This window comes from Dolichospermum circinale AWQC310F (assembly GCF_000426925.1).
GTDB lineage: Bacteria > Cyanobacteriota > Cyanobacteriia > Cyanobacteriales > Nostocaceae > Dolichospermum > Dolichospermum circinale.
This window is the reverse complement of the sequence record NZ_KE384666.1, coordinates 1-24,961: the sequence shown is the minus strand read 5'-3', so window position 1 is coordinate 24,961 and position 24,961 is coordinate 1. Positions and strand designations below refer to the sequence as shown.

Below are 24,961 nucleotides of genomic sequence, written 5' to 3'. Positions count from 1 at the left end.
CAGGGAACAGGTTTTGGGCAACTTTACTTTTCGTTACTTATGTCGGTTTTTTTCCGTTCACCTACTTAATCTCTTTTTTCAATGACTGGGAATTAAATTGAAATTATGAAAAAGTCACTTATACTTTAAGTGGCTTTTTTATCAATTCCTAACTTAAATTTGTCGCGGTAAATTAGTACAGGGCGTAAATCTGAATTTATGAAAATACTTGTCCTCAATGCCGGTTCTAGCAGCCAAAAGAGTTGTCTGTATGACATGACAACCACAATTCCTCCTCTAGCACCCCAACCCCTCTGGGAAGGGAAAATTAACTGGACTCAAGACAAAAATCAGGCGGAAATTACAGTTAAAACAGCTATCGGTGCAACTCTACAAGAAACTATTGTCAGTGATTCCCCGCAGGTACAATTTGCTTATTTGTTGTCTACTCTCATACATGGTGCAACTCAGGTAATTGATGATTTATCAGTGATTGATGTGGTAGGACATCGGGTAGTACATGGTGGTCAAGAGTACAAAGAAGCTGTAATAATTACTGAAGATGTCAAACAGGCGATCGCTCGTTTATGTAATCTAGCACCAGCACACAATCCAGCCGCTTTGGCCGGTATTGAAGCTATGGAAAAAAGTTTGGGAAATATTCCTCAAGTGGCAGTTTTTGATACTGGATTTCATAACACTTTACCAGATGCAGCCGCCATCTATCCAATCCCATATAATTTCGCAGAAAAAGGTATTCGCCGTTACGGCTTTCATGGCATTAGTCATCAGTATTGTGCTAATCGGGCCGCGGAAATTCTTGGTCAAGATTTACCATCTCTACGGATAATTACTTGTCATTTAGGTAATGGTTGTTCCTTAGCGGCCATCAAAAATGGTTGCAGTATTGATACAACAATGGGATTTACTCCCCTAGATGGTTTAATGATGGGTAGCCGCAGTGGTTCAATTGATCCGGGTATTTTAATTTATTTATGGCAACAGTATAATTACTCTAGTGAAGAATTAGATAATATGTTAAATAAACTTTCAGGATTAAGAGGTATTTCTGGAGTATCAAGTGATTTAAGGGATGTGATAGCCGCTAAAGAACAAGGTAATAAACGCGCCCAATTGGCTTGGGATATGTACGTACATCGCCTCCGGTCTGGTATCGGCGCAATGCTGGCTAGTTTAGCAGGGTTAGATGTATTAGTTTTTACTGCTGGAATAGGAGAAAAATCCGCAGAAATACGTCTATCTGCTTGTGAACCCTGGGGATTTTTGGGACTGGAAATTGATTTAGAGAAAAATCAACAACAACCTGTTGATATTGATATTGCTACATTTGACTCAATGGTGCGCGTTTTAGTCGTAGAAACTCAAGAAGATTGGGCAATAGCGCAACAATGTTACAAATTACTGCAATAATATTACAATTGTCACAAAAAATGGTAACTTTTTGTAGTTAGGGCTTTAGCCCTGATTTCCTTCATGTAGTGTAAAGAAGAGAGAACTAAAGTTCTCACTACTTTCTTTAGTATTATTTAAGTTAAATAACTATAACTTTTAATTACTGAAACTATGTTTTTATCTCGTGAAGCTATTACCACACCCTTAGTCGCTTGTTTGTGTATTGTCAGTATTGGCTTAATGCAAATACCAAGAATGCAAAAATTATTAATCAATAAACAATCTCTCCCCGTAGAAACCCTGGAAAAAGACCTCAAAAAAGAGAGTCTCCGTTTGAAATTACTCCATAATTTACCCAGTTTTAGTTATAAAAACCTAATTGCAGATTGGGTATATATTGATTTTTTGCAATTCTTTGGCGATAATGAAGCCAGGGATAAAACCGGGTATGGTCTCAGCCCAGAATATTTTCAGGTTATTCTGGAAAATGACCCACGTTTTTTAGAAGCTTATCTGGGACTTTCTGTAAGTACGTCTTTATACGCTGGAATGCCAGAAAAGTCTATAGCTTTAATGGCACAAGGGTTAAAATTCCTATCTCCACAATTACCACAAAAATCCTATTTTATCTGGCGTTATAAGGGTACAGATGAGTTATTATTTTTAGGTGATGCTCAAGCAGCACAAATATCTTTTCTTAAAGCCGCAGAATGGGCAAGTACTTACACGGATACAGAAAGTAAATATATAGCATCTATTTCTCAAAAAACAGCGGACTTCTTGAGTAAAAATCCTGATAGTAAATCAGCACGAGTGGCTACATGGGCGATGGTTTTAAATAATAAACTAGATGAAAGAACTCGCCAACGAGCAATTCGGGAAATTGAAGCCTTGGGGGGGGAAGTGGTCACTAAGCCAGACGGTACAAACAGTATTAGATTACCAGAAAAAGATTGATGGGTTAGTGGTCAGTGGTGATTGGCCTTTCTTTGTTTGGTGGAGAATGATTACAATAGAAGTCCCAAGAAGTCCCACTATTCTGAAATTTTAGACTTGTGGAGGATAGAAGATCATTTGTAGCATGACAAAAGGACTATTTTGAGATATCTTAAGATAAGTTAACATAATTATCATAATGTCCTCTTCCTTAGAGAAGCTACGTATAAGCAGCAAACAAGTACAGGAGAAACAACATCGGTGAATAATAAAAAATGGAGAAATACGGGGCTGTACGCGCTCCTTTTTATAGTTGTCATTGCGCTAGGAACAGCATTTTTTGACAAACAACCTCAAAACAGAGAGACATGGCGCTACAGTCAGTTTATCCAAGAAGTTCAACGGGGTAGGGTTGAAAGAGTTAGTTTGAGTTCCGACCGCTCTACAGCACTGGTAACACCCAAATATGACGAAAAGAAAAAGATCGTTACTTTAGTTAATGACCCTGATTTAATCAATACCCTCACAGATAAAGGTGTTGATATTTCCGTACTACCTCAAGCAGACGAGGGATTTTGGTTTAAGGCTCTCAGCAGCCTATTCTTCCCTGTGTTGCTGCTAGTTGGTCTATTTTTCCTCCTCCGTCGCGCTCAAGGCGGTCCTGGTAGCCAGGCCATGAACTTTGGTAAATCTAAAGCCAGAGTGCAAATGGAACCCCAAACCCAAGTTACCTTTGGAGACGTAGCGGGTATTGACCAAGCCAAATTAGAACTAAACGAAGTTGTAGACTTTTTAAAGAATGCTGATCGCTTTACCGCCATTGGTGCGAAAATTCCTAAAGGTGTACTTTTAGTTGGACCTCCTGGTACTGGTAAAACCCTGCTGGCGCGGGCTGTTGCTGGAGAAGCTGGTGTTCCTTTCTTCTCAATTTCCGGTTCTGAATTTGTGGAAATGTTTGTGGGTGTGGGCGCTTCCCGTGTCCGTGATTTATTTGAACAAGCGAAAACTAATGCTCCTTGTATCGTCTTTATTGATGAAATTGACGCGGTAGGTCGTCAACGGGGCGCTGGTTTAGGTGGTGGTAATGACGAACGAGAACAAACCCTCAACCAGTTGTTGACGGAAATGGATGGTTTTGAAGGTAACACTGGCATTATTATTATTGCTGCTACTAACCGTCCTGATGTATTAGACGCAGCTTTATTACGTCCCGGTCGTTTTGACCGTCAAGTAGTCGTAGACCGTCCTGACTACGCGGGAAGAAGCGAAATATTGAGAGTTCACGCCCGTGGTAAAACTTTATCTAAAGATGTAGACTTGGATAAAATCGCCCGTCGGACTCCTGGTTTTACTGGTGCTGATTTATCTAATTTACTCAATGAAGCCGCAATTTTAGCCGCACGTCGGAATTTAACTGAAATTTCGATGGATGAAATTAATGATGCTATTGACCGCGTATTAGCAGGTCCTGAAAAGAAAGACCGGGTAATGAGCGAAAAGCGGAAAACTTTAGTAGCATACCATGAAGCAGGTCACGCCTTAGTCGGTGCTTTAATGCCTGACTATGACCCTGTCCAAAAGATTAGCATTATCCCTCGTGGTCGTGCTGGTGGTTTGACTTGGTTTACTCCTAGTGAAGACCGCATGGACACTGGTTTATATAGCCGTGCGTATCTGGAAAATCAAATGGCTGTGGCTTTAGGTGGTCGTCTCGCTGAAGAAATTATTTTTGGTGAGGAGGAAGTGACGACAGGTGCTTCTAATGATTTACAGCAGGTTGCTAGAGTAGCTAAACAAATGATAACTCGCTTTGGCATGAGCGATCGCTTGGGTCCAGTAGCCCTTGGTCGTCAACAAGGAAATATGTTCCTGGGTCGAGATATTATGTCTGAGCGTGATTTCTCGGAAGAAACTGCTGCTGCTATTGATGAAGAAGTGCGGAAGTTAGTAGATACTGCTTACAGTCGAGCTAAGGAAGTTTTACTCGATAACCGCAAGGTTTTAGATGAAATTGCTCAAATGCTGATTGAAAAGGAAACCGTAGACGCTGAGGAATTACAAGCAATTCTTGGTAATAACGATGTGAAAATGGCTGCTTTTGCGTAATTTTTCCTAAACTTTTAAAAAGGGTAATTCTGGTTTTTCTGGAATTACTCTTTTTAGTTTCTTGTGAATGTTAAAGATGCTAAAATACCATAGGGTTTAGTTAAGCCTAAACCTCTTTTTTTAAAACGAAAATTTATCTTTTTTATGATTCTTGAAGCTGTAATTCTCAATATTAAACCGGGAATAGAGTCTGATTTTGAATCTAATTTCTTTCAAAAAAATTTAAACTTATAAAATTAATCTATTTTTGCACGCAGAGTCGCAGAGTCGCAGAGAGTTTATTTTATCCTATTCGCAACACTAAGGTTTCTTCTCCTGGTAAAATTACGGTTTTTCCGACTGGTAAAATGGCTAAAGCATTAGTTTGGGATAGGTTAATTAAGTTCCCTGAATTTAAGTTACCACTTGTTTGCTCAAATTCGTAAATACCATTATTTAATTTTAAATTACCCCAAATATAAGTTTCCATTTTTCCGTTAGATTTTAATTCGCAATGAGATTTCACTTTTAAGAATTTCGCTTCCCAACCTTGATTAATTCCTGCAAGTTTTTTAATTGTCGGTTCTACAAATCTCCAAAATGTGACTAATGCAGAAACGGGATTTCCTGGTAAACCAAAGTATAAAGAATTAGGAAATGTAGCAAATGTTAAAGGTTTTCCTGGACGCATTTGCACAGCACAAAAATGAATTTCTGCTCCTAAAGATGTTAATATATTAGCAATATAATCATAATCACCTACGGAAACTCCACCAGAAGAAATAACTATATCACTATTATTAATTGCATAATTGATAGTCTCTGTCAACGCGCTAGGATTATCCTTAATAATTCCTAATGTTAACACTTCTGCACCCAAATTACGTACTAAAGCTGCTAAAGCATATTGATTAGAATCTACTATTTGTCCGGGTTTTAGAGTTTGTTCTGGTGTTACTAACTCATCACCGCTAGAAAAAATCGCCACCCGTGGACGACGGAAAACACTGATTTTTGGGAATTGTGCTGCGGCTAAAATCGCAATTTCTGCTGCGTTGAGAGTAATTCCCGCTGGTAAAAGTTCTGTTCCTGCTTGATAAAAGTCTCCTTGTTTTCTGACAAATTCTTGGGGTTGAGGTCTAGCAAAAATAAAAACTTGATTCTTCTGTAAATTAGTTTTTTCTTGCATAATTATAGTATCTGCACCTTTTGGGATTATTGCACCAGTGAAAATTCTGGCTGCTTGTCCTGGTTTAATAGTAATCTGGGGTTGATATCCTGCGGGAATCTCTTCGACAATTTCCAAAATTGTGGGATTTCCAGAAGTGCAATTTTGCACATCTTCATAACGTACAGCAAAACCATCCATTGCGGAATTGTCCCAATGAGGAAAATCTAAAGAACTAGTTACAGGAGTTGCTAAAATTCGGTGAAATGCTGTCAATAAATCCACAATTTCAAGATCATTTTCTTGATTTAAGGGTTGAACATGATTGAAAATAATCGTTTCTGCATCTTTGACTGATAACATAGTAAATAAATCTGTTATTTGATTACTTTTGATAAATTAAAAATACCGAACCAATAGGACCTAAATTCTCGACATAGATTTTATTATTATAAAACAATCCTGGAGACATTCCCCCATCAAATAACATTCCTTCCTGAATTGTCCCTAAACAGTTATTTCTAGCAATTCCTGTTAAAACATTATCAAATTGATGGGGTAGTAATTCTTGATTGTTAGCAGAAACTTCAATAATCGAATTAGCTCTCACATCATTTACCAGGAAAATTACAAAACCTTTACTGGTAATAGCAACTAAAGAACGATTAGTAGCACCTTGACAAGCAAATTTTCCTAAAGCTTGACAAATATCTTTGAATTTTCCTTGATTATAAAATCTCCCATTCCCCCCCACTATATTGTAATTGAGAATATTTGTTCCTCTTCTTCCAGTTCCCATAGTGGCTTGACGCTGTTGAGGATTTCCTGATGATATTCCAAAGGAAGAACGTCTATTTTTAAATACTCCTGAATATTCAACACCGCGAGAAATATTTAAACCTTGAGGTTGATTTTTTGGATCTATATAGTCAGCATTAATGGCTGCAATTGGTGATTTACTATTTAATTTAGAATTACTATCAGTGATAATTTCTCGAAACTGTTTTGGTACATATTCTCTGCGAAATCTTCCCCTAGAATCCTTAGCATAAATCTGATGATCTAAACCGACATTGACTTTAAAATCTAACTTGCGAGATTGAGGATTAAAAATAATTACATGATTAATCCCTTTTTTATATCTTTCCCCATTATTATTAGTTTGAAAAAACTCAATACTAAATTGAGGATTTTTACCAGGACAGTTAACAGAGTTCTTCGCTTTTGAATTAGCTATGACACCCTCTGAACCTGATATTAAAGCCGCTGTTATTGTCGCAATAGATATTAAAAATAATTTATTTGTGTTCATTTGTAAATGAGAGGAAAGTATAAATGATGATTACAACTATTCTACTTTTAAATCAGATAAAGTATTAATATAACCGCTAATAAACACATAGGGTGAGCAATGCCCACCCTAAACAACTAGCCTATCACTTGTGCTGAATTGTGTTTATCCAACTTGAGCATCAACACACCCAAAGGAGGTAAACACAAATCTAAGGAATAAGGACGATTGTGTAAAGACCAATTATCAGTCCACTTACCACCTAAGTTGCCAATGTTACTACCACCATACTGACGGGCATCACTATTGAACAACTCGGTATAAAAACCCTGTTCTGGAACACCTATGCGATAGTGGGAATGGGGTTGGGGAGTAAAGTTACAAACTACAATGATAAAATCACTGGAATTTTGGTCACGACGGATAAAAGAAACTACACTATGGCTGTTATCAGTACAGTCAATCCACTCGAACCCTGCTTGGTCAAAATCTTGACTGTATAAAGCAGGTTCAGAACGGTAAAAATAGTTAAGAGACTGGAAAAAATCTTTTAACTGTCGGTGTGGTTCATACTGTAATAAATGCCACTCTAAATCAGCCCAAACATTCCACTCACTCCATTGTGCAAATTCCATGCTCATAAACATGGTTTTCTTACCAGGGTGAGCAAACATATAAGTAAATAAACAACGGATATTAGCTAACTTTTGCCATTGATCACCCGGCATTTTACCGATCATATTACTCTTGCCATGGACGATTTCATCGTGGGACAGAGCTAACATGAAATTCTCGCTGTGGTTATACCACATACTAAAGGTAATGTTGTTTTGATGGAACTGACGAAACCACGGGTCCATACTGAAGTAATCCAGCATATCGTGCATCCAGCCCATATTCCACTTTAAATTAAAACCCAATCCCCCTGTATAGGTAGGCCAAGATACCATTGGCCAAGATGTGGATTCTTCTGCAATGGACAGTACACCAGGATAATAACTAAACAGCAGGTGATTAACTTGACGTAAAAAATCCGCAGCTTCTAAATTTTCTCTACCACCGTATTCGTTGGGCAACCATTCCCCTGCTTTCCGGCAATAATCAAGGTAGAGCATGGAAGCAACTGCATCAACACGAATGCCGTCAATGTGGTATTTATCAAACCAGAATAGGGCATTGGCAACCAAGAAATTACGGACTTCATGACGATTGTAATTAAATACTAAAGTTCCCCATTCCTTATGTTCACCTTTGCGGGAATCAGCGTGTTCATACAAGTGACTACCATCAAAGAAGGCTAAACCGTGACCATCTTTAGGGAAGTGACCGGGAACCCAGTCTACAATTACACCAATGCCATTTTTATGACATTCATCCACAAAATACATAAAGTCTTCGGGAGTACCAAAGCGGGATGTAGGCGCAAAGTAACCAGTTACTTGATAACCCCAAGAACCATCAAAGGGGTGTTCGGCAATGGGTAGAAGTTCTAGGTGGGTATATCCTAATTCCTTGACGTAAGGAATGAGTTTAGCTGCTAATTCCCGATAAGTGAGAAACCGGGCGCCGGTTTTTAGTTCGGAAACCACAACTACAGCTTCATTTTCCCCATTGGGTAATTTGGCTGGTTCAGCACTAGCAGCGTGTAACCAAGACCCTAAATGAACTTCGTACACGGAAATAGGTTGACTGAGGGGGTCAGTATGTCGGCGCTTTTCTATCCAGTCTTCGTCATTCCAGGTGTAGGAATTTAAGTCTGTAACAATAGATGCTGTTTTCGGACGTGGTTCTTGCTGAAAACCGTAAGGATCAGATTTTTCGTAAATATGCCCTTCAAAATTTTTGATTTCGTATTTGTAATGTTCTCCTACACCGATTTCGGGAATAAATAATTCCCAAACCCCTGTGTGTCCTTTCCGCATTTGGTGTTTGCGTCCATCCCACAGGTTAAAATCTCCTAATACAGAGACGTTGCGGGCATTGGGCGCCCAAACCGCAAAATAAACGCCTTTAATACCATCTACTTCTGTAGTATGCGCTCCCAATTTCTCATAAATGCGGTGATGATTGCCTTCACTAAATAAATGCAGATCAAATTCTGTTAAGTGGGCAGAACGGAAGGCATAAGGGTCATTCACAACTCGCTCATGTTCCCCTTCTTTAATCCGCAACTGATAATTTTTCAGTTCTGGGGTTTCAATGGTACATTCAAAAAAGTGAGGATCATGCACTGTGTCCATTGGGTATTCTTTCCGCTCCTCTGGAACTACCACCCACACAGCACTGGCATTTGGTAGGTAAGCTCGCACTGCCCAAACAGTTTTACCATTTTGCTCGATGAGATGAGAACCCAGGATTTCAAACGGATCATGATGTTGATTGTGAACAATGCGATTAACCTGTTCAGGGGCGACCGTGGTTATGGACATGAAGCTACCTATGTGATATACGATGATTAGCTAAATCTACTTTTTATCTCTTTATATTCTCGCATCTTTAGTCATTAGTCATTAGTCATTGATTATTGACTGTTGATCATAACTATTACTTATTGTTTATCCCTTTTGTTGACTAAATATTTAAAAATGGGAAAATTTGTAATAGTACCTTCCGTATTTGTAACAGAAAAAATTGATCGCGGATGGTAGCATTTAACCGTGGTGGCGGACTAATTTCCATTTGTGCTTGTAATTGGGCATATTCTGGGGGCGTAACCACCTTACCATCAATAGGCGATCGCGCTGCTAAAATAATCTCTGTTCGCAATATCTCCTCTGGTATATCTTCTTGTGGTGGTAATGCCATCACTGTTTGACCACCATGAGCCACTAAAACAACTAAAATACTAGTAGTAACACTCAGAATAAAAAGAAGTATAGCTTTCATCAATCAAACCTCCCCTGCTTTAATTTCTAAAGTCCCGGTGGTAATGGTTCAGAGCATAATTGGTGGATGTTGATAATACGCGCAAAAATCTGTGGATATTGCTGACGATAATCAGGAATTAATGCTAAAGGACTCAACAAAGCTGCTGCGGTAATATCAGCTATACTCAAGCGGCCACCCACTAAATAATCGCTATTTTGCCAGTACATAGATAATACTGACAAGGCATTGGCGAGTCTTTTCTGAGCTAATTCAACAGTAGTATCATTAATACCATATTGTTGTCTAACTATTTTAATCACCATTTGGCTAAATAGCGATGGGTCAATTGATTTACCCTCACCAGCGCGAAATTGATAATATACAAACCTAGTAGCCGTACCTATGCTTTCATCTAACCAATCTTCTAACATCGCAGCTTGACTTTGCTCTGCTGAATCGGGTAAGAATAGAGGGGGGTCAGATTGATAAATTTCTAAAAATTTGCAAATTTCCGTAGAGTCAGCAATAGCTTGGGGTTGTCCTATAATTTGGGGTAATAGAACAGGTAGCGTCGTTAACCCAGTTAACGACTTTACCTTCAAGATATGTAGTCCGGGGGTGAGATTTTCAGTTTGATAACTAATTCCCTTATAACCCAAGGCTAACCGAGCTTTGCGACAATAATGGGATGTACTAAATTGCAGTAGCAACATACATTGACATTATTCTGATTACTGGCAAAACCAACAAGAAGAACTTACTCTGGGCAAGAATTAAATCCAGCCCAGGAGTTAAGACTCACAATCCTATACTAAGGTTTTTTGGGAGCCGTTGTAGGAGATGTTGTCGCTGCGGGGGATGTTGTTGCTGCGGGGGATGTTGTCTTTGCGGGGGATGTTGTCGTTGCAGGGGATGTTGTCGCTGTAGGGGTAGCACCAGTATCTGCTGGTTCACCACCTGTTGTTGCTGCTGGAGAGCTAGGAGTAGCGGTTGGTCCACCACCACCTTCACAAGCTCCAAGCATAGTAGCCAGACTTAACATGAGAGCCAAACCAAAAACTTTTGTCTTCATAACTCCTCTTTCACCAATTGTGGGCATAAAATATTTCGCCTGTTGAATAAGATACCTTATTTATTGATTTTTTTTAACGGCTTTTTTATGACATATTTTAACTCATTCTCTTTTGTAACACCTCTGTAGGTTATATGTAATACGAATTAATCGTCATTTTTGCCTTTCTCAAGGTTAGAATAGCTCCAACTTGATCTAGAAATGTAACTTTAGGCAAGATCTCATCATCACCGATGATACAGTATTTACCATCAGAAAAATTATGGTTCTTGAACGTAAATCAGCAGTTTTGGCAAAAAATCCTTGGTTCTGGCGCAACTCTCCTTTGTTAAATAGACGACGCTCTCGGAGTCTGGATAAAAAAACACAAACTTCCTCCCAACTTGCTAGGGAAGGGACAACTCTCAAATCTCCCCGGACTAAGAATACTTGGATCAAATTTCCCATATTTGACAGGAATAATACAGTAATCCCCAAACGATATCAAAAACCCATTGCTCATACCCAAGAGCAATCAAGTACCAGTTTACATGACATTAGTGATACTGAAACTATACCCGTATGGTTGCTACATCTATATAAAGTCAATCGCTATTCGTCAGTTTTAGCATTTGTACTGGTGGTAGCGACATTAATAGTTTATGGTTGGACAGTATATTCCCAAGAGCTTTGGAGTCAGTCTTACCGCAAATTAAAAAACCTACAACGCCATGAGCGACAGTTAAATACTGCTAATGCAACACTGACTAGCAAGATGGCACAAGAGGCAGAAAGGCCTGACACAGAACTGGTATCACCAACCTCTGAAAAAACAATTTTTTTACCACCGAAATTTAGTAATTATCCCCAGTCTTCATTATCAAATTCCCAACCAGAAACCCAACCAGAACCTCCATCTCCACTGGGATATTAAAATAATTAATAATTAATACAGCAAAATTCGGAAGTAAAACTGCCTTGGTGTCTGGCTTTATTAATGTAAAATCTGCTGTAATTGTCTATTGTTAATTATCAAACATAATTTATGGCAATGCGGAAGCTATCAAGTCAAAAAAAATTCGGAAATTTACGTAATCTAGTATTCAGACGGGAACGAAAGTTCTCTAAACAACCCCCACCAGTAAATATTGCTCCGAAAATACCAGAAAACAGCCCCAACACCAAATTACGACTGTTAGCTGTATGGGGTGTGTTAATGATTGCTATGGTGGGATTGGTATTCAACTTATATCAGCTACAAATTGTTCAGGGAAAAAAACTGACCCGGAGGGCGCGAAATCAGCAAATGGTCAATTTACGCCTGTACATTCCTCGTCGTCCAGTGATAGATAGAGATAACAATGTGTTAGCTATTGACCGCCCCGTATATAATTTATATGCCCATCCCAAATTATTTGATTATTCTCAGGAAAAAATTGCCGAAAAAATAGGTCTGATTATTGGTAAAAATAAGGACGAACTAGTTAAAATATTCCAAAGCAAAAGTAGTGGTATTTTATTAGCTTCTGGTGTATCGGAAGAGATTTCTGATAAGTTGATATCATTACGTTTAAATGGATTTGAGTTTATTCAAAAATACTCCCGATTTTATCCCCAAGATGATTTGGCAGCAGATGTGGTAGGCTATGTTAATCTTGATCGTCGTGGCCAAGCTGGTGTAGAATACAGTCAAGAGAAGTTGTTAGAACGCCCTGGACAAACGGTACGAATGAGTAAGACTGGTGATGGGTCATTAATGCCAGATTACGCGACTCAGGGGCTACTGCATTTTGATGATTTGAAACTGCAATTAACTATTGATAGCCGTCTACAACGGGCGGCGCGTACGGCCTTAAAAGAACAGATGACTAAGTTTAAAGCCAAACGGGGTGCAGTAATTGTCATGGATGCACTTGATGGTTCTTTGCTGGCTTTGGTTTCTCAGCCTACTTATAATCCCAATGAGTATGCTAAGTCTGATATTTCCTTATTTAAAAACTGGACTGTAGCTGATCTTTATGAACCGGGATCAACATTTAAACCTGTAAATGTGGCGATCGCTCTAGAAAATGGGATCATTAAACCAGATGATATATTTGAAGATCCTGGTTCTATCCAAATTGGTACACATACTATCAAAAATGCCGAAAAAACTGGTTATCGTCAATTGACTATTCCTCAAATTTTACAAACTTCTAGTAATATTGGCATGGTCAGAATGATGCAACGATTAAAACCATCCATATACTACAATTGGTTAGAACGTTTAGGATTAGGACAAAAATTTAAAACAGATTTACCTTTTGAAGTCAGTGGTCAATTAAAAAGTCAAGCAGAATTTATCTCCTCAGCTATTGAACCAGCGACTACATCTTTTGGACAGGGTTTTTCTTTAACTCCATTACAATTGGTACAACTGCACGGAGCATTAGCTAATGGTGGTAAGTTAGTGACACCTCATGTAGTTAGAGGACTAATTGACAGTAAAGAACAGATACACTATTCAGTTACTCTCCCAGAACCAAGACAAGTTTTTTCACCCACAATTACTCATCATGTTGTAGAAATGATGGAAACAGTAATTAATGAAGGTTCTGGTAAAGCGGCGAGAATTTCAGGATATCGTATTGGTGGAAAAACGGGAACAGCCCAAAAAGCTAGTCCTAATGGTGGATATATTAAAGGTGCGCGAATTACCAGTTTTGTGGCCATTTTACCGGTGGAATCTCCCCGTTATGTGGTTTTGGCAATTGTGGACGAACCCAAGGGAGAAAATGCCTATGGTTCTACTGTAGCAGCGCCCATTGCTAAAACTGTCATGGAAACATTAATTCCCATTGAAAAAATTCCCCCTAGCACCCTAGAGAAGAATCTAGAGAAGAATTAATGTGGTGTTTATTATGATAATTTGTGGTAGGTTTCCTGGAGAGTTAATTCAATTGAACCTAAATTTTGAAATAACTGAATTAATTGATGGGATTTTGTTTTTTGCTCTGATAAAATGATTTTTAATGGTGCTAAAAATTCCAGATCAGAATCATCTTTAAGGGCAATTTCCGCAGTTTGTAAAAGTTTGCTGGAATTAAAGAAAATATCTTCATTTTCAAAGCCATATTTTGCCGAAATTTGATGTAAGTTAGTATCAGGTATAATAGCTCTACCTGGTAAAGTTTCATCTAATACTAAGCCTTTTAATAAGGCTAATAAACCTGCATAAATTCTAAAATCATCACAACTATCACAGGCTTTAAATTCTATGCGTCCTATTTCTGAAGGAATGCGGGCAATTTTCGTTAATGAGGGAATACTTTTGATTAAGGCCTCTGATTTTTCCACAAAAACTAATGCTGCTGATCTTTTTCCAGTTCTGATAAATGTCCTCACTGATAAACCTGACCACAAACCACCATTATAAAAAGGAGAACTATAACTAAAAGGAATGATATAAGGACTGTAATACGTCAACTTTTTACCAATATCAATTAGCTTTTCAGTAGACAAATTTTTCCAGGAAATATTCAAATCTGGTCCATAGGAAACCATGTAAATATGAGCAGTTTGTTCATCTGGATAAGCTTGTAATTGTCTAATTTCAAAATCATTTAATGGAGGTTCTGGTTGAAATACGCAAGTATAGGGGTTAAAACTGGCTAAAACTGGCGAAAAACCAAAATTAGCAGCCACTTCACGAAGTAAACTAAAACTGGCGGTTAATTCATCAATCGCGCCTTGAATAGTAGAATGGATAGTGGTTCTAATTTCGATCCCTTTGGCTAAACAGTCAATTACTTCTTCAGACTCGCTAAATCTTTCAAATCCTTCAATATACCAACGCTTTTTCTTAATTCCAGCATCACCAACTCTTAATTGTGGGTAGTCAGTGACATAAATAGGTAATCTATCAATAATTTGCCCAAAATCGGCGAATTTTGTATTATGGAAATCAGCGAATTTTCCTTGATGATTAAGAAAAGCAACCTCATGTTCAATACCAAAAGAAAACATACTTTACACCTGATTTATCATAAATATAACCAATTATACCCATAATTTATGCCGTTGCGAATAATATGAAAGCAGGACTAGAACTTTAAATCCCTGACTTCTTTGAGAGGTCAAGGATTTGAGTAATTCTTGACTATTTCAAGATATCTTAATATTGACTAAGAAAAATTTGAGGCGTGAATTATTATGATCAATGTTACTCAAACTCCCTACAGTAGCGAACAAATTATTGCTTGGTTGCGGGGATTACTGACAATTGCTTGGGCGGATGGTAATTTTGATGCTCAAGAACAGGAATTAATTACTAATCTAACTAAAAATGAATTAGCCCAGGCGGTGGAATGGGATAGCCTAGAAATAATTGGAGTTGATGAATTAGCGGCTATATTGGGTAAAGGTACACCCATAGCGGAAAATTTTTTGCGGACGGCGGTAATGGTAGCGATCGCTGATGGTATATACTCTCCTAGTGAAGATGATCTACTTCAGCAATTATGTCAAAAATTAGAACTGCAAGAAAATTTACTCACAGCTTTACGTCATACCCTAGAGGATAGCACACAAACCCAAGATTCCCCACCGGCTGGACTTCAACCCCCACACCCTGATGTTTTAAATCCTTTGCGTCAATGGTTAGACGGGTTGGATATTCAAGATCCCAGAGTGGCGAGATTTTTGTGTAAAATGATTCCTTCCCAATGTCCCTTTGAAAGAGATGTAACTTTATTTGGCCGGAAAATAGTTCATATTCCCCCACTTTGTAAAATTAACCCCCTTTATGAACAAATGGTAGGTTTACGCTTCCGCGCTCTTTCGTACTTAGCAGATGAGTGTGGTGAGGATATTACACCTTATATTTAAAGTTGATAAGCTGTTATGCAGCTAAACTGTATAATCTTAATATTCTCAGGTCTTGTGGAACAGGCATCTTGCCTGTTAACCTTATATAATTTAAATGCAGTACAACTTAGCATTTCCCTAGTCAGGTACAAAAATAGAAAAGTTGACCGCAGAGGTGGATAATTTTGTACCTCAGTGAACTAGAAAATGGTATATTACCGAAAAATATATTGGTAATTTTTGAAAAAGAAAATGACAACTGATAACTGACTAATTATGCAATTTATAGACCAATCAGTAATTGAAGTAGAAGCAGGTAAAGGAGGTGATGGTATTGTCGCTTTCCGAAGAGAGAAATATGTACCCGCAGGAGGTCCTTCTGGGGGGAATGGGGGAAAAGGTGGTTCAGTAATTTTTGTGGCTGATACGAACCTCCAAACCTTACTCGATTTTCGATATAAACATCTGTTTAAAGCCGAGGACGGAGAACGCGGTGGTCCAAATAATTGCACTGGTGCAGGGGGGAAAGATCTAATTATCGAAGTTCCCTGTGGTACTGCTGTTTATGATGCGGTAACGAGTGTTTTACTATGCGATATTATTGAACCTGGACAAGTTTTTCGTGTTGCGGAAGGTGGAAAAGGTGGACTGGGAAATCAACATTTTTTGAGTAACCGCAACCGCGTTCCCGAATATGCACTTCCTGGTTTAGAAGGTGAAAAAAAGGTATTACGTTTAGAGTTGAAACTGTTAGCAGAGGTGGGAATTATTGGTTTACCAAATGCTGGTAAATCTACTTTAATTTCTTCTTTATCGGCTGCGCGTCCCAAAATAGCTGATTATCCATTTACTACCTTAATTCCTAATTTGGGTGTGGTCAAAAAACCCACGGGTGATGGTACAGTTTTCGCTGATATTCCTGGTTTAATTGCAGGTGCTTCCCATGGTGCGGGTTTAGGTCATGATTTCCTACGTCACATTGAACGGACAAGGGTTTTATTACACTTAATTGACGCGACAAGTGAAAATGTCATTGCTGATTATCATACCATTCAAGAAGAACTTAAAGCCTATGGACGAGGTTTAGCTAAACGTCCGCAAATTTTAGCTTTGAATAAAATAGATGCTGTTGATAGGGAAACGGTTGATTTGCAAGCTTTAGCTACACAATTAAATCATCTTTCTTTAGCTCCTGTTTTCATAATTTCCGCTGTAACTCGCACTGGTTTAGATCCCATGATGCAGGAAATTTGGCGGATTTTAGATGAAATTAATCTGTTAGAAGCCCAGGAGGTTGCAGTTTAATTAGTGGGTTGATTTTGTTGATTAAAAGTCCGCCTGTGCGGACTCATATTTGGGATTCGTATATTTTTTTGAAATCAATTATTTATTAAGGAGTAATTTTGTTATCAGAGTCTTTTCCACAAGCAGCAGCAAGGCATTTACATGATGCGAAAATATTGTTAGATAAGCAACGGTGGGATAATGCTGTATATCTTGCGGGTTATGTTGTTGAATGTGGGTTTAAAGTATTAGTAGAAGTATATATTCCTGAAGGTAAAACAGCAGTTAAAAAGTATGGTCATGATTTAACAGAACTTCAAGGAAAAGCAATGGATAGGTTACGCTTGATTTATCCTGTACTTATGCAACTTCCAGCTTCTCGAACAATGGGAACTGTATTAGATCAATATCATCCAGAAAGACGCTATTATAAATCAGGAATTTGGAATAATGATCAAGCGGAGAAAGCAGTTAACAGAGCAGAAGAAATTTATCAGGAAATTATACCTAAACTGGTTTTAGATGGTAGACTTAGCAGTAAGGAACTTTAAAGAATTATGATTAGTTTTGGTGATACTTTTGCAAAAGTACAAGAATGCTTTAAAGAACCAGAAGTATTAAATTTAATACCTAATCTGGAATCTGTAACCATCATTCGTGATATTTATGGTAAAATTCGGCTTTTCCTTGAACCAAAAACAGATTCTCCACCTCGACAAACAGATATAGATAAATTAGATAAATATCTAGAGCAAAAACTTGGTTCTTACTATGGAAAAGATATTTGGTTGCCACAAGGTGATAAAGATGGTTATAAAGCTTTAATTTCCGAAATTACAAATCCAAATAATAGAGTTGAATCTGAATGGAATGATGAGGCTATATCTCTTCGTTTATATGTACTAGAACGTCATATTGCTAAACAGACATGGACTAATCAAAATTCAGGTAATCCTCCTTGGAAAATACAATTTGTTGATCAGGGACATAAACCAGCAGTTGTTACTTTTTTCTCATTTAAAGGAGGTGTGGGTAGAACTACAGCATTAGTCGCCACTGCACTCACTTTAGCTCGTAATGGACACCGAGTAGCTATAGTAGATTTAGATTTAGAAGCTCCCGGTTTATCTACGATATTTTTTAAAGATAAAGTAGAAAATTTCGGTGTTATTGATTATTTATTAGAGAAAAAAATTCAAAACAGCAATTGGTCTTTAAGAAATGATATTTTACGAATTAATCATCCACTATTACTCGGAAATTTAGGAGAACAAATATATTTATTTACTGCGGGAAATGTAGATAATAATTACTTAGAAAAGTTAGCAAGGTTAGATTTTCAAAATTTAGTAGATCATCAACTTCCTGAAACTTTTAAAGGAATGCTTAAAGAATTAGAAAGTGCTGTTAAACCTCTTGATTTCATTCTCTTAGATTCTAGAGCAGGATTTCATGATATTGGGGGATTAGCATTAACTGATTTATCTCACGCCGCAGTTATATTTGGTAGACAATCTCGGCAAAGTTGGGCTGGTTTAACTTATGTTATTCGTCGTTTATCTCGACCATTATTTGAAGAAAGGGAAAAATTCCCTGTAATATTAGTTCATGCTATGGCTCTTGCTAGTTTAGAAAGACGAAGAAATGAGGAATTAAGAGAATTTAAAGAACAGGCATATACAGCGTTTCAAGAAAACTACTATTATGAAGGTGAAGATGTACCCAACCCTGATGATATTAATGAACCTTTTTCACCTATAATACTGCCTTTGAAAGATGAATTACAAGGGGATATTAGTTTATTTATGCGTGATGAAAGTCAAGAAGAATCTGATCGGTTGGAACAACTTGTATCTTTGATGACTAATGAAGATTATCAAGAAATTGCTGAAAGGTTATGTATAAGATTTAATAAGAGATTTAACAAAATAGAAGAGGAAGTAATATGAGTAATTTTGATAAACAAAAACTACTAGAATTAATGGCTGGTATAGCACCACGAAACGCAACAGCAGAAAATGAAAGTAATAATGATGCTGTTTTTCTCAAAAACTTTCTGCCTATTCCTAACTATCGCCAAGTTTTAGAGAAAGATACACTTTTAATATTAGGAGGAAAAGGTGTAGGTAAAACAGAATTATTTCGTTTATTAGCCATTCCTTCAGGACGAAAAATACTCGTAGAAAATTTAAAAATTAGAGCGTTAGATGATTTAGACAAAACAACATGGATTGCTGGTTTTGGACGTACTCAACAGCAGGAGAAAACCTTTCCTACACCAGAAAGTATAGAATCAAAAATGCACAATGCTAGTAATTTGGATTGGCGTATATTTTGGATTGGTTTAATGTTAGGAAGAATTTTCAGCCAAGAACAAGTAATATTAAAAAGTGATTGGGTTGATGAAATACCTTTAGAAATTCGTGAGTTATTAATCAATAAATTACCTCTATTATCTGCTTGGTTTCCTCTGGTGTGTGACAACATAGACAAAATTAATTCTGCTTTAGATTTATTAGATCAAAAATTAATTGAATCAGATCAATGGTTATTTATCACCTATGATGAATTAGATAAATTAGGCTCTTCATATCATCAATTAGCTACTCCTATACGTGAACTTTTAGCTTTTTGGTTAGATAGATGGCGGCGTTGGGAAAGAATTAGACCTAAGATTTTTTTACGTACTGACCTTTTTCGAGAAGATTTTTTAAGTTTTCCTGATGCTTCTAAATTAAAAGCTTATCAAATTAATTTGGAATGGAAAGATTCATGGTTATATCAACTACTATTCAAAAGATTAGCAAATTCCGGTCAAGAAATGGCTGAATATTTGCATCGTATATCACCGACATCACCAAATTTTCTCAAAGAAACTAACACACCTTTAGGAATAATTATCACTGTTAATGAAGTTTCTCATGAATTTGTGATTGGCAAAATAATTAATAGATTTATGGGTGATAATCCTAGAAAGGGATATACACATCTTTGGATTCCTAATAATCTTAAAGATGCAGGAGGTCGAATTTATCCCCGCGCATTTTTACAGCTATTTTCATTACCAGCACAGAGAAGAATAGATGAATCTGATCTGCAAAATTTAACTGGAGATACTCTCCTAACTCCTGCTGATTTACAAAGCGCACTTGTGGATATTTCTAAATATAGAATTGGAGAATTAGTAGATGAATATCCTTGGTTAGAACCTCTAAAAAATAGCTTAAATGGTTTGAAAGTTCCTGTTGCAGAAGAAATTTTCCTCGATAAACTTAAAAATACAATATGGAGTGAAGAATCTGGAAAACAACCACCTACTTTAAACCCGGAGGAAATTATGCAATATTTGCTACAATTGGGAATTATTGACAGACGTTCTGATAAGCGTGTTAATATGCCTACGATTTATATGTATGGTTTTGGGGTAAAACGTCCTGGTGGTGTAAAACGTCCAAAACGGTAGATTTTTTCAACTTATAACAAAATACTGGACAGGCAAGATGCCTGTCCCACAAAAGTTTTATTTACACTTTAATAAACCAACGTTTCTGATACATCAAAACAGCAACACTATACCAAAATAACGCGGTAACAAGTGCAAATAAAAATGAACCGTTGAAATTTCCCGCCCAAGATGCAAAAATATTTTGATAAATCCAATTATAGATACTAATGGCATTTTCACCTGTACCAATTTGGGTTTTCACTGTGATTTTAATTAAAATTACTGAAGCCACAAAAAGAGCGATCGCATTTAGTCCCATAATTTCAAAAGGTTTACTCCAGCGTTTTATTAACCTCACTTCTATCATTTCATAACAAGCGGCTAATAACATTAATGCCCAACCAGTGGTATATAAAACATAGGAACTTGTCCAAATTTTCTTATTAATTGGAAATGCCACATCCCAAATAATTGCAATTACTAAACAACACAAACCAAATAATACTAAATCCATGCTAGTTTGTGAAGTAGCCTGTTTTTTATCTTTGATCCATTGTCCAGTAAAATACCCAGCTAAAACGCTAACTATGGCTGGAATAGTGCTAAAAAGTCCTTCAGGATCTCCCATAAAATTAAACCCATCACCTTTATATAAATGTGCTTTAGGAATAATTAATCTATCAATAAAAGCGCCAAAATTACCTTCTCTGGTTAGCATTCCTGCACCATAATTAGGAACAGGAATATACATCATTATCAACCAATAAGCAATTAGTAATCCTCCTGCTACTAACCATTGACTTTTGTGAGGTAATTTTAAAACTATCAAAGATGCAAATAGGTAAGTTAAAGCAATTCGTTGCAATACCCCCAGCCAACGGATACTACTTAAATCAAATGTCCAAATACCTTGATTCCAAAAACCATTTAATAGTAAACCTAAAATAAATAAAATGGCAGCGCGACGGAGAATGTGTAAATAAACTGCTTTGTTAGGTTTGTTCTCTGCTGTATATTTTGACAGAGAAAAGGTCATTGCTACACCAACGATAAATAAAAAGAAAGGAAATATTAAGTCAGTGGGTGTACAACCGTGCCATTGAGCATGACTCAGGGAAGGATAAACATGACCTGCGACTCCTGCCATATTAGCAAGAATCATTGCTGCAATGGTAATACCACGAAAGACATCAAGTGAACTCAGACGCATAGACAGAATATCTGATTTGAGAATTTAACTTTACTCCTCCTGATGCACTTGATCAAGGGGAGTGGATAATCTAATTTACAGGGTAAACTTTTATTAAGTAATGTTTGAATTTTAAATTTTTTATATGGCTATCAAAGTTGGAGATACCGCCCCTAATTTTAACCTACCTGCCCAAAATGGCAAAAATGTCAGTCTGGCAGATTTTCGCGGTCAAAAATCTGTTGTCCTCTATTTTTATCCCAAGGATGATACACCAGGATGTACTATAGAGTCATGTGCTTTTCGAGATCAATATGAAGTGTTTCAAGCCGCTGGTGCTGAAGTTATTGGTGTGAGTGGTGACTCTAGCAACTCTCATCAAAACTTTGCCAATAAATACAATTTACCTTTTACACTTCTAAGTGATCAAGGTGACAAATTAAGAAAACAATATGGTGCAACCACTGCTTTTGGTCTCATCCCTGGTCGAGTCACCTATGTGATTGACAAAAATGGGATTGTTCAATATGTGTTTGATTCCATGTTGAATTTTAAAGGTCACGTTGAAGAAGCATTAAAAACTCTACAACAGTTAGCGGTGAAATAATAAGCTGCTACTCATCTAAATTTGATCATCCTCATCTAGCTAGATGTTGTGATGCGGGCATCTTGCCCGCTAGAATTATACAAATTAAATGCAGCACAGCTTATACCCGACAACAATCACGTCTGAGGAGACGATTAAGATAAGACACTGTAGAGACGTTTCACGAAACATCTCTACCTATAAATAACCTCATCAGACTCTATTTAGAGTGCGATTTTTCCGTGACACCAATATTGGCGTTAGCTGATTTGCCATTTTTGCCGTTAGAATGACCGTTATTGCGAGGTTGAATTACCCCATAACCACCGTGGTTACGTTCATAAATAACATTAATCTCACCCGTTTCTGCATTGTGGAACATATAAAAGTCATGTCCCACCAGTTGCAATTGTTCTTGAGCTTCTGCTACTGTCATAGGCGGCATGGAGAAGTATTTGGTGCGAACCACCTCCTGGGGTAATTCTGGGCTGCGGTCACCTATTAAATCTGCTGCAACGGTTTCTGGCGCTACTGCTTCGTTAGTTGATATAGGTTGGGTTTTATGATCCTGTCTTTTTTCTTTATATTTCCGCAATTGCCGGGCAATTTTGTCTGCAACTAAGTCAATACTTGCGTATAAGCTTTCACTGCTTTCTTCCGCCCGAATAATACTACCATTAGCATAAATAGTTACTTCCGCCGCTTGTTTTGTACTAATACGGGGATTGCGAGCCACGCTCAAATGGACATCCACTTCATTGGTGATGTTCTGAAAGTGATTAACCGCCTTTTCAATTTTTTGATGCACATATTCTCGGATGGCATCGGTGATTTCAATGTTTTTACCGTGGATGACAAGTTTCATGTAAACTCTCCCGCTCAATATTATATGTGATGTTTTTGGGTAGGAATAGAGATTGCGTTAAGGTCTATCACTGCTACCGATACAAGTAACCCTTTCTGAAAACACTGCTCTTTGGCGTTTCCCAGGTTTGTCGCATTTTCAAGTTCGCGCTATTGATCGTCTTAATTTTAGTTTTTATCCTCTACGACGACTCCCAACTGGTTGTTAAGCAATGGGCTGTTCAACCACAACTATGGAATGAGGCAATTTAAAGGAATTAGGCAATTTAAAATATGGTTTTTTAACCGCCCCCTTCTGTGCAACTTTAAAAACACAGGATTACGTACTTCCGTCCCCGTCTCTTGGTCTTGTTCCCCATTGTAGAGAAAATGTGACCAATTTGGGAGGTTCGATCCTGATTGATGCAAATCAATTCCGGGAACATCATCAGTCAGCGTCATTGGTTTCTCTTGTCTTGGCTTGATACTTCTGGCAAATTCCTCCCAACACCATTGAGGTTATATATTCAAACTAGCACTTTATTGGTTGTAAAGTATTTTTCCTTGACGTTACTTTAAAATCCTTTGCATACCTTGACATTTGTTCTGGATATTTTTGTCAAGTGAGCGCTATAGATGTCCAGTGAGGTAGTTAATCTTTTTATTTCTCCTGTTCCCTGATGATTGATAATACTCAATTTCCACCGTACCGTTGTTTACTATATAATCCTGGTTTATTACCATACATAACCGCTCATCAGTGGCAGCGATCGCTAGTTACTGAGCGCATTCACAACCCAGAATTAGATGATGTACTGATTTTGCTGGAACATCCCCCTGTTTATACTTTGGGGACAGGAGCAAATCTAGAATTTCTTAAATTTAATCTTGACAAATGTAACTATGATGTGTACCGCATTGAAAGAGGTGGTGAAGTTACCTATCATTGTCCGGGACAATTGGTCGCTTATCCAATTTTAAATCTACGCCGTTATCGTCAAGATTTGCATTGGTACTTACGCCAATTAGAGGAGGTATTAATTCGTGTTTTAGCACATTATGATTTGCCTGGGGAACGTATCGCTGGTTTTACTGGTGTTTGGTTGGAAGGATACAAAGTTGCTGCTATAGGTATTAAAGTTAGTAAATGGATTACTATGCACGGTTTTTCCTTGAACGTTTGTCCAGACATGACAGGATTTCAGCACATTGTCCCCTGTGGAATTGTGGATAAACCAGTCCGTAGTTTGGCTGCATGGCTTCCCGATATTACTTGTCATCAAGTGTCTGCTGTAGTCAGTCAGTGTTTTAGCGAGGTATTTAATGTCAAATTAGTTGCAGCTAAATCAGAAAAATTCGGGGATAGGGAATAGATAAAAGTCTTTGATATCATGTCCGGTTGAACACTGATCATATCTGTTGACGCTGGTAATGGGTAATTGGTAATTGGTAATTGGTAATTGGGAAAAGGCAATACAATGATGAACTATGAAATCCTGGATTTTTTCCTAGTTTGTGCCGCCGTGAATTATTTTACGCAATTATTTACAACTTTAATTGCGTTTTTCTAACTTTGGTAATAGATCAAGTAAGTAAATGTCAACTATGTACTTTAAGGCTGATTTGTCATCTATCTTTAGATAGATATTTAAACCATATTGGTTAGGACTTACGCAAGTGTCACACCAAAAATCTGTTGTAGGCTGCTTTGCTACTGCATAAATCCTGCAAATAAACAGATTGTTGATATCTGACGCACCCTACCAATGTGCCAGTTGCGTACTTGAGGGTAATATACTTGATAACACTATTAATGGTCTTGGTGGCAATGGCACCCTCAATGGTGGTGCTGGTAACGACACCCTCAATGGTGGTGAAGGTAATGACACAGCTGACTATAGCCAAATTGGACAAAGCATATGGTACTCGCAGCTTTGTCGCTATTAATGACGCTACCGCAGGATTTAGTGCCACTACT

General features: G+C 37.5%; 22 protein-coding genes and 1 pseudogene. 14 read left to right on the top strand and 9 right to left on the bottom strand.

What is annotated here, in order from left to right:
• Positions 1-198: 198 nt before the first annotated feature.
• The 3 genes from ACIR310F_RS0103360 to ftsH3 all read left to right on the top strand — a co-directional run bounded on the left by ACIR310F_RS0103360 (position 199) and on the right by ftsH3 (position 4,434).
• Positions 199-1,410 (top strand): acetate kinase, encoded by a 1,212-nt coding sequence (locus tag ACIR310F_RS0103360; protein ID WP_028082601.1) that lies wholly within the window; start codon positions 199-201, stop codon positions 1,408-1,410.
• Between the two features lie 153 nt (positions 1,411-1,563).
• Positions 1,564-2,349, top strand: a complete 786-nt coding sequence (locus tag ACIR310F_RS0103355) for a hypothetical protein (RefSeq protein ID WP_028082600.1) — start codon at positions 1,564-1,566, stop codon at positions 2,347-2,349.
• Positions 2,350-2,589: 240 nt separating this feature from the next.
• Positions 2,590-4,434 carry an ATP-dependent zinc metalloprotease FtsH3 gene (ftsH3, locus tag ACIR310F_RS0103350; protein ID WP_028082599.1) on the top strand — a complete coding sequence of 615 codons (1,845 nt, stop codon included), beginning with the start codon at positions 2,590-2,592 and terminating at the stop codon, positions 4,432-4,434.
• Positions 4,435-4,717: 283 nt separating this feature from the next.
• Here ftsH3 and ACIR310F_RS0103345 read toward each other — a convergent pair whose 3' ends face one another.
• The 6 genes from ACIR310F_RS0103345 to ACIR310F_RS0103320 all read right to left on the bottom strand — a co-directional run bounded on the left by ACIR310F_RS0103345 (position 4,718) and on the right by ACIR310F_RS0103320 (position 10,839).
• Positions 4,718-5,944, bottom strand: a complete 1,227-nt coding sequence (locus ACIR310F_RS0103345; protein WP_028082598.1) for a molybdopterin molybdotransferase MoeA — start codon at positions 5,942-5,944, stop codon at positions 4,718-4,720.
• A gap of 22 nt (positions 5,945-5,966) precedes the next feature.
• Complete coding sequence (locus ACIR310F_RS0103340; RefSeq protein ID WP_028082597.1) at positions 5,967-6,893, bottom strand: phosphodiester glycosidase family protein; 927 nt, start codon at positions 6,891-6,893, stop codon at positions 5,967-5,969.
• A gap of 116 nt (positions 6,894-7,009) precedes the next feature.
• Positions 7,010-9,301, bottom strand: a complete 2,292-nt coding sequence (gene glgB / locus ACIR310F_RS0103335) for a 1,4-alpha-glucan branching enzyme (protein ID WP_028082596.1) — start codon at positions 9,299-9,301, stop codon at positions 7,010-7,012.
• Between the two features lie 142 nt (positions 9,302-9,443).
• Entirely contained in the window at positions 9,444-9,758 is a 315-nt protein-coding gene (locus ACIR310F_RS0103330; protein WP_028082595.1) for a hypothetical protein, read from the bottom strand.
• A 26-nt stretch (positions 9,759-9,784) separates the two neighbouring features.
• The gene (locus ACIR310F_RS0103325) at positions 9,785-10,453 is read right to left on the bottom strand and encodes a glutathione S-transferase family protein (protein WP_028082594.1); all 669 of its coding nucleotides are present in this window, start codon (positions 10,451-10,453) and stop codon (positions 9,785-9,787) included.
• 98 nt (positions 10,454-10,551) lie between these two features.
• The gene (locus ACIR310F_RS0103320; protein WP_231387375.1) at positions 10,552-10,839 is read right to left on the bottom strand and encodes a hypothetical protein; all 288 of its coding nucleotides are present in this window, start codon (positions 10,837-10,839) and stop codon (positions 10,552-10,554) included.
• 235 nt (positions 10,840-11,074) lie between these two features.
• On the opposite strand from ACIR310F_RS0103320, the gene ACIR310F_RS0103315 reads away from it, so the two are divergent.
• Complete coding sequence (locus ACIR310F_RS0103315; protein WP_028082592.1) at positions 11,075-11,725, top strand: hypothetical protein; 651 nt, start codon at positions 11,075-11,077, stop codon at positions 11,723-11,725.
• A 117-nt stretch (positions 11,726-11,842) separates the two neighbouring features.
• Positions 11,843-13,678 carry a peptidoglycan D,D-transpeptidase FtsI family protein gene (locus tag ACIR310F_RS0103310; protein ID WP_028082591.1) on the top strand — a complete coding sequence of 612 codons (1,836 nt, stop codon included), beginning with the start codon at positions 11,843-11,845 and terminating at the stop codon, positions 13,676-13,678.
• An 11-nt stretch (positions 13,679-13,689) separates the two neighbouring features.
• Here ACIR310F_RS0103310 and ACIR310F_RS0103305 read toward each other — a convergent pair whose 3' ends face one another.
• Positions 13,690-14,796 (bottom strand): glutamate--cysteine ligase, encoded by a 1,107-nt coding sequence (locus tag ACIR310F_RS0103305; protein WP_028082590.1) that lies wholly within the window; start codon positions 14,794-14,796, stop codon positions 13,690-13,692.
• Positions 14,797-14,982: 186 nt separating this feature from the next.
• Here ACIR310F_RS0103305 and ACIR310F_RS0103300 point away from each other — a divergent pair, with 186 nt between their 5' ends.
• The 5 genes from ACIR310F_RS0103300 (at position 14,983) to ACIR310F_RS0103280 (ending at position 20,383) form a co-directional block, all read left to right on the top strand.
• On the top strand, positions 14,983-15,657 hold the full coding sequence (locus ACIR310F_RS0103300) for a Mo-dependent nitrogenase C-terminal domain-containing protein (RefSeq protein WP_028082589.1): 675 nt from the start codon (positions 14,983-14,985) through the stop codon (positions 15,655-15,657).
• 255 nt (positions 15,658-15,912) lie between these two features.
• Positions 15,913-16,941, top strand: a complete 1,029-nt coding sequence (gene obgE / locus ACIR310F_RS0103295; protein WP_028082588.1) for a GTPase ObgE — start codon at positions 15,913-15,915, stop codon at positions 16,939-16,941.
• A 98-nt stretch (positions 16,942-17,039) separates the two neighbouring features.
• On the top strand, positions 17,040-17,471 hold the full coding sequence (locus ACIR310F_RS0103290; RefSeq protein WP_035367567.1) for a HEPN domain-containing protein: 432 nt from the start codon (positions 17,040-17,042) through the stop codon (positions 17,469-17,471).
• A 6-nt stretch (positions 17,472-17,477) separates the two neighbouring features.
• Positions 17,478-18,869 carry a tyrosine-protein kinase family protein gene (locus tag ACIR310F_RS0103285; RefSeq protein WP_028082586.1) on the top strand — a complete coding sequence of 464 codons (1,392 nt, stop codon included), beginning with the start codon at positions 17,478-17,480 and terminating at the stop codon, positions 18,867-18,869.
• On the top strand, positions 18,866-20,383 hold the full coding sequence (locus tag ACIR310F_RS0103280) for a P-loop ATPase, Sll1717 family (RefSeq protein ID WP_028082585.1): 1,518 nt from the start codon (positions 18,866-18,868) through the stop codon (positions 20,381-20,383). The genes ACIR310F_RS0103285 and ACIR310F_RS0103280 overlap by 4 nt, the downstream gene beginning before the upstream one ends.
• A 61-nt stretch (positions 20,384-20,444) precedes the next feature.
• Here the strand turns inward: ACIR310F_RS0103280 and ACIR310F_RS0103275 are convergent, their stop codons facing one another.
• Positions 20,445-21,575, bottom strand: a complete 1,131-nt coding sequence (locus ACIR310F_RS0103275; protein WP_028082584.1) for an acyltransferase family protein — start codon at positions 21,573-21,575, stop codon at positions 20,445-20,447.
• Between the two features lie 124 nt (positions 21,576-21,699).
• Between ACIR310F_RS0103275 and ACIR310F_RS0103270 the strand changes: the two genes are divergently transcribed.
• Complete coding sequence (locus ACIR310F_RS0103270) at positions 21,700-22,161, top strand: peroxiredoxin (protein WP_028082583.1); 462 nt, start codon at positions 21,700-21,702, stop codon at positions 22,159-22,161.
• Positions 22,162-22,360: 199 nt separating this feature from the next.
• Here ACIR310F_RS0103270 and hpf read toward each other — a convergent pair whose 3' ends face one another.
• Positions 22,361-23,005, bottom strand: coding sequence for a ribosome hibernation-promoting factor, HPF/YfiA family (gene hpf, locus ACIR310F_RS0103265; protein ID WP_028082582.1), 645 nt, complete (start codon positions 23,003-23,005; stop codon positions 22,361-22,363).
• Positions 23,006-23,663: 658 nt separating this feature from the next.
• Between hpf and lipB the strand changes: the two genes are divergently transcribed.
• The 3 genes and pseudogenes from lipB to ACIR310F_RS27540 form a co-directional block, all read left to right on the top strand.
• Positions 23,664-24,356, top strand: a complete 693-nt coding sequence (gene lipB, locus ACIR310F_RS0103260) for a lipoyl(octanoyl) transferase LipB (protein WP_028082581.1) — start codon at positions 23,664-23,666, stop codon at positions 24,354-24,356.
• Between the two features lie 367 nt (positions 24,357-24,723).
• Positions 24,724-24,861 (top strand): annotated as a pseudogene (locus ACIR310F_RS24765) (hypothetical protein); the annotation flags it as partial.
• Positions 24,797-24,961 (top strand): bluetail domain-containing putative surface protein (locus ACIR310F_RS27540; RefSeq protein ID WP_414534205.1); only part of this gene is annotated, 165 nt, incomplete at its 3' end. The pseudogene ACIR310F_RS24765 and the gene ACIR310F_RS27540, both read left to right, overlap by 65 nt.